The 9,716-nt window shown below is 40.6% G+C and carries 7 protein-coding genes and 1 pseudogene; 2 read left to right on the top strand and 6 right to left on the bottom strand.

Features of this window, described 5'->3' with window-relative positions; translation table 11 throughout:
- Positions 1 to 30 precede the first annotated feature (30 nt).
- The 5 genes and pseudogenes from secF to queA all read right to left on the bottom strand — a co-directional run bounded on the left by secF (position 31) and on the right by queA (position 5,576).
- Complete coding sequence (secF, locus tag P20480_RS07155; RefSeq protein ID WP_006791186.1) at positions 31 to 984, bottom strand: protein translocase subunit SecF; 954 nt, start codon at positions 982 to 984, stop codon at positions 31 to 33.
- 9 nt (positions 985 to 993) lie between these two features.
- The gene (gene secD / locus P20480_RS07160; RefSeq protein WP_006791187.1) at positions 994 to 2,853 is read right to left on the bottom strand and encodes a protein translocase subunit SecD; all 1,860 of its coding nucleotides are present in this window, start codon (positions 2,851 to 2,853) and stop codon (positions 994 to 996) included.
- Positions 2,854 to 2,872: 19 nt separating this feature from the next.
- Positions 2,873 to 3,207, bottom strand: a pseudogene (gene yajC / locus P20480_RS18270) (preprotein translocase subunit YajC).
- Between the two features lie 25 nt (positions 3,208 to 3,232).
- Positions 3,233 to 4,360 carry a tRNA guanosine(34) transglycosylase Tgt gene (gene tgt / locus P20480_RS07165; protein WP_006791189.1) on the bottom strand — a complete coding sequence of 376 codons (1,128 nt, stop codon included), beginning with the start codon at positions 4,358 to 4,360 and terminating at the stop codon, positions 3,233 to 3,235.
- Positions 4,361 to 4,544: 184 nt separating this feature from the next.
- The gene (queA, locus tag P20480_RS07170) at positions 4,545 to 5,576 is read right to left on the bottom strand and encodes a tRNA preQ1(34) S-adenosylmethionine ribosyltransferase-isomerase QueA (RefSeq protein ID WP_008130478.1); all 1,032 of its coding nucleotides are present in this window, start codon (positions 5,574 to 5,576) and stop codon (positions 4,545 to 4,547) included.
- A 193-nt stretch (positions 5,577 to 5,769) separates the two neighbouring features.
- Here queA and P20480_RS07175 point away from each other — a divergent pair, with 193 nt between their 5' ends.
- The gene (locus P20480_RS07175; protein WP_008130476.1) at positions 5,770 to 8,286 is read left to right on the top strand and encodes an EAL domain-containing protein; all 2,517 of its coding nucleotides are present in this window, start codon (positions 5,770 to 5,772) and stop codon (positions 8,284 to 8,286) included.
- Between the two features lie 194 nt (positions 8,287 to 8,480).
- Complete coding sequence (locus P20480_RS07180) at positions 8,481 to 8,693, top strand: hypothetical protein (protein ID WP_008130474.1); 213 nt, start codon at positions 8,481 to 8,483, stop codon at positions 8,691 to 8,693.
- A gap of 30 nt (positions 8,694 to 8,723) precedes the next feature.
- Here P20480_RS07180 and P20480_RS07185 read toward each other — a convergent pair whose 3' ends face one another.
- Positions 8,724 to 9,653, bottom strand: coding sequence for a hydrogen peroxide-inducible genes activator (locus tag P20480_RS07185; RefSeq protein WP_008130473.1), 930 nt, complete (start codon positions 9,651 to 9,653; stop codon positions 8,724 to 8,726).
- Between the last annotated feature and the right edge of the window lie 63 nt (positions 9,654 to 9,716).

The following is a 9,716-nucleotide window of genomic DNA, read 5'->3' as shown; positions in this document are numbered from 1 at the left end:
CATAGAGCGGTTTTTTTAATGCATTTAAGATTATGGCATTGCCATCGGATCTTGATCTGCACCTTCTTTTTCTATCACTTCTGGTATTAAATCTTCTTTACTTACTCCCATTGCAAGTGCAACCGAGCTTGCAACATATACAGAAGAATATGTACCAATAAATACACCAAACAATAATGCAGTAGCAAAACCATGAATGGTTTGTCCACCCCATACAAACAATGCAATCAATACCAAAATTGTGGTGATTGATGTAACAAGTGTACGGTTAAGTGTTTGCGTAAGTGAAATATCAATAATTTCAACGGTATCGTCGATACGTACTTTACGGAAGTTTTCACGAATACGGTCAGATACAACAATAGTATCGTTGAGTGAGTAACCGATTACCGCCAATATTGCCGCTAATATAGTTAAATCAAACTCTAAACCCAGTACTGAAAACAAACCTAAAGTGATAATTACATCGTGTAATAGTGCGCCTACAGCACCCACAGCAAAACGCCACTCAAAACGAAATGCAACGTAAATTAAGATACAAATAAGTGCAGTTAACATGGCTAGGCCACCCTGCTCTTTCAAGTCTTCACCGACACTTGGGCCGACAAACTCAATACGACGCATGACCACGCTGTCGTCCGCTTTTTTCAGGGCATCAATTACTTGGTTACCAATCACTTCAGCTTTAACATCGCTTCCACGTGGAGCTAAGCGCACTAATATATCTTGGCTCGAACCAAATAACTGCACTGATGCATCAGCAAAGCCATTTTCACCAAGTACATTACGCACTTTTTTAAGATCAGCCGGTTGAGAAAAACCCACTTCTACCGCGGTGCCGCCGGTAAAATCAAGACCAAAATTTAAGCCCTTCGTAAACATTGATACTATCGACGCTACAATTAATAGCGTAGAAAAGCCCATTGCCACTTTTCGAAGAGACATGAAACGAAGGGTTCTGCTACCCAAACTTAAAATTTGCATGTCTGCCCCTTAAATAGAAAGTTTATCAATGCGTTTACCACCAATAAATAAGTTGATCACAGCTCGGGTACCAACAATGGCTGTAAACATTGAAGTTAAAATACCAATAGCTAATGTAACGGCAAAGCCTGCAATTGGGCCCGTGCCCACTGCAAACAATATAACTGCCGCAATTAACGTAGTGATATTGGCATCAAATATAGTACTGAATGCGCTATCGTAACCAAAATGAACGGCTTGTTGCGGGCTACGACCATCGGCCAGCTCTTCACGGATACGTTCAAAAATAAGTACGTTAGCATCAACCGCCATACCAACTGTCAGTACAATACCTGCAATACCCGGCAAGGTTAACGTAGCGCCTGGAATAAGTGACATTATGCCAACAATAAGCACCAAGTTTGCCGCAAGCGCTAAGTTAGCCACTAAGCCAAACCCTTTGTAATAAATAAGCATAAAGGCAAGTACAAACGCAAAACCAAGTGCAACCGCAGTCATACCTGCTTCAATGTTTTCTTGGCCTAAGCTTGGCCCCACTGTACGCTCTTCAACAATTTGAATGGGTGCAACAAGTGCACCAGCGCGAAGCAGTAAACTTAAGTTATGTGCTTCAGCTGGGTTATCAATACCTGTAATACGAAAAGAGCGGTCTAAACGAGCTTGAATTGTTGCCACGTTAATAACTTCTTCTACCTTAATAGGTGGAAGTGCTTTACCGTTTTCGTCTTTTTTACCTGATGGTTTGTATTCAATAAATACCGTTGCCATACGCTTGCCAATAGCACGCTTAGTAAAGGCATTCATTTTTGAACCGCCTTTGCTGTCGAGTGAAATGCTTACTTGTGGGCGTTGGTATTCATCTGCGCCAGATTGCGCACCAGTAATATGGCTACCTTCAAGAATAATGCGTTTTTTAAGTACCACAGGGTAACCGTCGCGGCTCATGATCATTTCAGTGCCCGCAGGGATACGGCCTTGAGCGGCAGCGCTTGGATCGGCGTTTTCGTCTACTTCACGAAACTCAAGCGTTGCTGTCGCACCTAAAATTTCTTTAGCACGAGCGGTATCTTGCACACCGGGTAATTGCACAATAATACGTTCAGCACCTTGGCGCTGTACGTTTGGCTCTGCAACACCAATTTGGTTGATACGATTACGAATGATTGTTTCGTTTTGCTTGATGGCGTAGTCACGAATCTCTTTCAGCTTTTGCTCACTCATAGTGGCAAAAAATGCATTATCGTTACTGCTGTCATCAATGTATACGTTAAGTGGGTAACGAGATTCTAAAAAGCGCTCTGCAGCATTTTTATCTTCTTCATTACGCATTTCAACACGCATACGGTCAGAGCCAGCCACGCGACGAACGCTGCGATAACGAAGTTTTTCTTCGCGTAGATCGCTACGGAAATCTTGCTCCATTTGCTCAAGCTGGTTATCAACCGCTGTTGCCATGTCGATTTCCATGGTGAAATGTACGCCACCACTTAAATCTAGACCTAACTTCATTGGATTTCCGCCAAGGGATTTTAACCAAAGAGGTTGAGCCGGCGCCATATTAATGGCTGAAATGTAATCGTCACTTAGCGAGTCACGCAGTAAATCTTGTGCTTTTAATTGCTCTTCAACATTTTTAAAACGAACAAGTATTTGCCCGCCTTCAAGCTTAGTTGATTTAACTGCTACGTTATGTTTTTTAAGGGTTGCGTTTACTTTGTCTACTACACTGAGATCAACATCAGCACCTTTAGCGCCCGAAACTTGTATAGCCGGGTCACGGCCATACAAGTTTGGAGAGGCATATAAAAGGCCAATGGCAACCACAGCTAAAACAAGTAAATACTTCCACACTGGAAACTTGTTTAACACGGGGTCGTCCTTATTATTTTTATAGCGACTTCATTGTGCCTTTTGGCAATACAGCAGATACAGACGCTTTTTGAACTGTAACTTCTGCTTGCTCATTTAAAGAGATAACGATGAAATCTTTATCTTCTGCAATTTTAACAATTTTACCTACTAAACCACCTTGGGTTAGTACTTCATCGCCTTTAGCCATCGCATTCATTAAGCCTTTATGCTCTTTAACACGCTTAGCTTGTGGGCGGTAAATTAAAAAGTAAAAACTAAACCGAAAATAGCTAACATGATTAGCATTTCCATGCCGCCACCGGCTGCAGGTGCGCCAGCTGATGCGTGTGCGTTTGAAATAAATAAACTCATAATACTTCCTCTTTAAATTTAAAGTTTAATTTTTTATATCTGCAAGCTCTGGCACTTCTTGGCCGCGGCGAGCGTAAAAATCTTTTACAAATTCTTCTAGTTTACCTTCGCTAATTGCATTGCGCAGGCCTTCCATAACACGCTGATAGTAACGTAAGTTATGTATTGTGTTTAGTCGTGCACCTAAAATTTCGTTACATTTATCAAGGTGATGTAAATAAGCACGCGAGTAATTTTTACACGTATGGCAATCACAATCAGGGTCGAGTGGACCGGTATCTGTTTTGTGCACTGCGTTACGTATTTTAATGATACCAGTGGTAATAAATAAGTGACCATTACGTGCATTACGCGTCGGCATAACACAGTCAAACATATCTATGCCACGGCGTACCGATTCAACCAAATCTTCTGGCTTGCCAACACCCATTAAGTAACGCGGCTTATTTTCAGGCATTTTGTACGCACAATGATCAAGAATATTCATCATTTCGTTTTTAGGTTCACCAACTGATAAACCACCAAGTGCATAGCCGTCAAAGCCAATTTCTTCTAAACCGGCTTGTGATTGTGCACGTAATTCTGGGTACATACCACCTTGAATAATACCAAATAACGCAGAAGGGTTATCGCCGTGACCTTCTTTTGAGCGTTTAGCCCAACGAAGAGACAACTCCATAGAGTCTTTAGCTTCTTTTTCAGTAGCAGGGTATGGCGTACATTCGTCAAATATCATTACAATATCTGACCCTAAATCACGTTGCACTTCCATTGATTTTTCTGGCGACATCATTATTTGGTCACCGTTTACAGGTGACTGAAACAAAACACCTTCTTCGGTAATTTTACGCATTGCGCCAAGACTAAATACTTGGAAGCCGCCTGAGTCAGTTAAAATTGGGAAGTCCCAATTCATAAAGTCGTGCAAATCGCCGTGCTGCTTAATAATTTCAGTACCAGGGCGAAGCATTAAGTGAAAGGTATTACCTAAACAAATTTGCGCACCTGTTGCTTTAACTTCATCAGGTGTCATGCCTTTAACAGTACCGTAAGTACCTACTGGCATAAATGCAGGTGTTTCTATTACACCACGGTCAAAAATCAAGCGGCCACGGCGCGCTTTACCGTCGGTGCGGTCTAATTCAAATTTCATATCATCCTCAATGTCGGAAAAACAGTCCAACAAGCTATAATTTAACCGCTCGATTCTACCCTTTTTGCACTGCTAATACTATTAGCTGCGGTAAATTCGCTCGTTATAATCATATGCAACTAAAAACCCCAGCAAGTATGCTGGGGCTGAGTGTTAGTTATATTTGATAATAAATAAAACAGCGCTATTTACGTGTTAAAAACATAGCATCGCCATAACTAAAAAAGCGATATTTTTGTTCTATTGCTGTGTTGTAGGCACCCATTATGTTGTCTTGTCCGCTGAAGGCGCTCACCAACATAATTAACGTTGACTCAGGTAAATGGAAATTAGTGACCATGGCATCGACGACGTTAAATTGGTAACCCGGAAAAATAAAAATATCGGTATCGCCAAAGTAAGTATCTAATTTACCGCCATGTATTTTTGCAGCTGATTCGAGCGAACGCATTGATGTAGTACCAACAGCAATCACTCGCCCACCGCTCGCTTTAGTCTGTGCTACAGCGTCCACAACATCTTGTGGTACTTCAATGTATTCTGAGTGCATGACGTGTTCGTCAATAGTCTCTACACGTACCGGCTGAAATGTACCTGCGCCTACGTGTAACGTGACAAAGGCCATTTTTACACCTTTATTTTTAAGCGCAGCCATAAGCGGTTCGTCAAAATGTAAGCCCGCTGTAGGTGCTGCCACAGCCCCTGGTTTTTCACCATATACTGTTTGATAACGTTCGCGGTCAGCTTCGTCATCTGGTCGGTCGATATAAGGCGGTAACGGCATGTGACCAATATCGTTAAGTGTATCGAGTACATTTTTGCTGTGATCAAATTCCAGCTCAAATAAGGTGTCGTGACGGGCAATCATAGTGGCTTTAGCTTTGCCTTCTAAGATAACCTCATTGCCTGGTTTTAATGATTTACTTGCACGAACATGAGCAAGCACACGGTGTTCATCCAATACTCGTTCTACAAGTACCTCAACCTTACCGCCCGATGCTTTTTGGCCAAACATACGTGCTGGTATTACTCGCGTATTATTAAAAATGAGTAAGTCGTTTTCGTTAACTAGCTCAAGAATATCACTAAATACTTTATGGCTTATCTCCCCTGTTGGACCATCGAGGCTTAATAAGCGGCTACTCGTACGATCTTTTTTAGGAAAGCGAGCAATTAATTCATCGGGTAAGTCAAAACTAAAGTCAGCTACGCGCATAGTTGGTAATCCACATCATTAAAAATCGCGCCAAGTGTATATCTATCGCCAATTAAGCTCAAGAAGCCAACTCAACTTCTGTAAACCTAAGCATCCTTCTATTCTGGGGCATTATTCAAATCTACTTGTTCTTACTAACAAAACTTATTACCCTTAGTAATGGTAGTAAATTACGATTTTTAGGATCTCCTGCGTGGCAGAACAATTAAATTTGCTGATTTTAAATGCAAGCCGTGCTGAGCGCAGGGTGATTAAAGATACTTTAAAAAAGCTTAACGTATTTAGCTTTATCGAAGCAAATGATAGCCAGGAAGCTCTTAAAACTCTTAAGCAACAACCGGTTGATATTATTATCACTGGATTAAATGTGGGTAAAATAGACGGTTGGCGTTTTTCTCGTATGATTCGCTCAGGGCTATTAAAAACCCCTAAAAACACCCCTATTTTGTTGATGCCCCCGACTTACTGCGAACGAATTGCAGAAACAACCGCCCGTAGTTACGGAATCGATGCTGTTTTGCCTTTTGAAAACCAAGATATGCTACCGCAAGTTCTGGCTAATGTTTTATCTACACATTTAGAAAAAAGCAGTCGACTAAACCTACTTTTGTTGGAGCCCCACGCAAACAAAGCGGAGTCGATAACTGAAGAACTAAAACTAAATTTTGCTATTACACATGTCACAACGTGTAAAGCCGCACTGAACCAGTACAACCAACAACAATTCTCAATCGTACTACTTGATACCACACAAGAAAAAGCAGATGAATCTAGCCTGCTTGTCGAAAATATTTTACAACATAACCCAAAGCAAGCCATTGTTACTATTATAGATAACCCTGATGCAGATTATGCAGAACAGCTTTTGTTATCGGGTGTAACCGATTTTATTCGCGCCCCTTACGAACCTTCATTTTTAAATAAAGTATGTGATCATGCCGCTCGCCGAGAAGACTTTATGGTGAGCTACGCTGAATTTGCTCAAAAAGTAGAGCAGTTAAGCGTCAGCGAAGTGAAATACAAAGAACTATTCTCAGCTCATCAGCGCATATTATTGCACCTTAATACTGTTGTTCTTGAGCTCGACCAATTAGGAAAAATTCGCTTTATAAACCCAGCCTGGGAAACCTTAAGTGGTTTTGGCGTTAAAACGAGCCTGCAAAAAAGCCTAACGCAATTTTATACTGGTGAATGTCAAATAAAGCTAAAAGCAACCATCGATGATATACTTGGTGGCGGAAACGATCATCAGCAAATAGAAGTAAAACTCCAACATAAAAATGGTGGCCAAATTTGGGTTGAATGTAGGTTGCAGCTAATTAAAAACAGACGCAATAATGCAACGATCACTGTCACTATTGATAACATTCACGAGCGTAAGCAAGCCGAACTTCAATTACGCCACCTTGCGCTGCATGACCCATTAACTGGCCTACACAACCGATACCACTTTGACCAAGAGCTAAGTCGTATTTGTAAACCCAAACATACTCACAGCGATATTGAGCATGCCTTGATTTACATTGACCTTGATCATTTTAAAATTATTAATGATAGCCAAGGCCATCATCAAGGCGACTTGGTGTTAAAAGATGTGGCACAGCTGTTTAAAGACAACATTGAAAAAGAACACTTAGTATGTCGCATTGGTGGCGATGAATTTGCCGTCATTCTAAAAAATATGAACCTACTCGATGCGCACCTTATTGCAGAAGGTGTCTGTAGTGCCATAGAGCAGCATACCTTTAAGTCAAACGAGCAAAGCTACACAATAAGCTGCTCTATCGGCTTAACGCAAATTACAGTAAACAATAACGACCCTAATGAGTGTTTAAAACAAGCCGACATTGCTTTGTATATTGCAAAAAACTTAGGCCGTAACTTAGTACATTGCTATTCAAAAGAAGATGCGCACAACAATACACTTCAAACAGGTCTTGAGTGGGGACACGAAATCCGCCAAGCACTTCAACAGAATAATATTGAATTGCATTACCAGCCTATATGGGATTTTAAAGCAGAAAAAGTTGCTTACTTTGAGGCACTATTGCGTTTAAAGCATGAAGGCACTCTTATTTACCCTAATCAGTTTATTCCGTCTCTAGAAATGCTTAACGACACCTTTTTAATGGATCAGTGCGTAATTAGAAATGCAATTGCCAGTGTTGCAAAATACCCTCAACTTAGCCAAGTTGCTATTAATCTATCTGCACAATCATTCTTAGATGAACGGCTGCTACCACTCATTGAATCGAACCTTGAAAAGTACAATGTTCCCGCCACACGGATTATTTTTGAGATCACCGAATCCGCAAGCATAAATAACATACAAGCTACACGTAAGATGATTGATAAACTTAACTCTTTAGGGTGTCACTTCTCAATAGACGATTTTGGGACTGGCTTTAGTACCTTTAGTTACCTAAAACAGCTACCTGCTCAACATGTGAAAATAGATGGCTCGTTTGTTCGCGACATGCTTAATGACCCCATTGACCTTGCTTTGGTAAAAGCAATTAACGACATTAGTCGCTCACTCGATAAATATTCTGTTGCGGAATACGTTGAAAATAAAGAATTATTTACTACTTTAAGAGACATTGGTGTCGACTACGGACAAGGCTACTTTATTGCTCGCCCCGTTCCTGTTGAAAAAATAAATGATGAGCTTGAAAAAATTTATCAAAATAAAAGTATTTACCAACAGTAGCCTAGGTTAAAACTAACAAATTCGAACAATTTAACGTCACTTTTTTCTTCCATTATTTTCTTTCTTGCCTATACTTTCTTTATCAGATAAAGAGGATGTCATGTAATTTAAAGGATTACGCTGTATAAACATGACATCAACCCCCAGTCAATACATGGTTGATTACAAGTTACAAGGGTTTTAGGGAGGAAGGTATGGCGCAACTAGTTATATTATTACTGATAATTCACCTTATTATTGCGTACCAATGTTACAGGTATTCAAGTTTAAAAGGTTACCCCGTCAAAGTATTTACCGTATTAGGATGCGTGCCCTACTTTAATGTAGTGGTATGGATTTACTTACTTTTTTTACCTGAACTGGAGCCATTTGAAAGCCATGTTCAACGTCAAAAGCAGCCATTGTAGGCTGCTTTAATTTTTTAATAGCGGTTAACTTTAATTGCTTGGCTCATTAAAGTTTATACTACATTGGCGTTGTAAAAACACCTCAAGCTGCTGGCTAAACAATTTAAAATCGCGAATACGTCCAGTAGTTTTTCGCCAGAGAATACCAATATCTCTGTAAGCATCGCTTTGCGACGGTGTGGCGACCATCTGTTTATTTTCTAAAATACCGGCATTAATGGCCATTTGTGGTAAAAAGGTCACCCCGAGCTGGTGTTCAACCATACTGAGTAATGTATGTAAGCTGGCCGCTTCAAATGGGTTAATACAGCTTGAGCGGTTTAAATGGCACGCACTCAGCGCGTGACCCGTCATACAGTGCTCTCGCTCTAACAAAAACACACTGGCATCAGGTAATAGGTTAAAGTCTTCTACGCCCTTTGCAGGCATATAATCTTTATGGTGCACTAAGCTAAAATGATCTTTTGCTAAAATTTGGGTATGGAACTTGTCGGTTGCATACGGTAATGCCAGTAACGCTAAGTCAATGTGCCCATGCTCTAGCTTATCCAGTAATTTGTCGCTGGTATCCTCAATTAGTACCAACTCTAATTCACAAAAAGTTTGCTGACAAAAGTGATACAAAGGCGCTGCAATAAAGCTTGCAATAGTAGGAATAACGCCAACGGTTAACTTACCGCTAAGCGGCGTTAAAAAGCTTTTTGTAAGCTCTTTTAAACTAATAGTGTCGTTAATTATTTTTCGTGAACGCTCAACAACCTCTTCACCTATGCTTGTAAACATAAGGCTTCGGTTTTCACGCTCAATAAGTTGACAACCCAGCGTTTCTTCAAGATTTTGAATGGCACTGCTTAGTGTCGACTGGCCAATAAAACAGGCACTGGCTGCACGGCCAAAATGCTGATGCTGATGAACAGCGAGTAAATACTGAAGCTGTTTAATACTTGGAAGATTGGTCATTTTTTCTTTCCACAAATAAAAAGACCCCAATACCTAGGGCATTGAGATCTTTTCAAGCTAAAA

This window comes from Pseudoalteromonas sp. BSi20480 (assembly GCF_000241365.1).
In the GTDB taxonomy this organism is placed as follows: domain Bacteria; phylum Pseudomonadota; class Gammaproteobacteria; order Enterobacterales; family Alteromonadaceae; genus Pseudoalteromonas; species Pseudoalteromonas marina.
Note: the sequence above shows the minus strand (reverse complement) of the source record. Positions and strands in the feature narration are given on the sequence as shown.

What these genes read in the sequence shown, in the direction of transcription:
- queA (WP_008130478.1), bottom strand. Translation starts at nt 5,576, where the DNA reads ATGCGCGTAGCTGACTTTAGTTTTGACTTACCCGATGAATTAATTGCT.
- tgt (WP_006791189.1), bottom strand. Translation starts at nt 4,360, where the DNA reads ATGAAATTTGAATTAGACCGCACCGACGGTAAAGCGCGCCGTGGCCGC.
- P20480_RS07185 (WP_008130473.1), bottom strand. Translation starts at nt 9,653, where the DNA reads ATGACCAATCTTCCAAGTATTAAACAGCTTCAGTATTTACTCGCTGTT.
- P20480_RS07180 (WP_008130474.1), top strand. Translation starts at nt 8,481, where the DNA reads ATGGCGCAACTAGTTATATTATTACTGATAATTCACCTTATTATTGCG.
- secF (WP_006791186.1), bottom strand. Translation starts at nt 984, where the DNA reads ATGCAAATTTTAAGTTTGGGTAGCAGAACCCTTCGTTTCATGTCTCTT.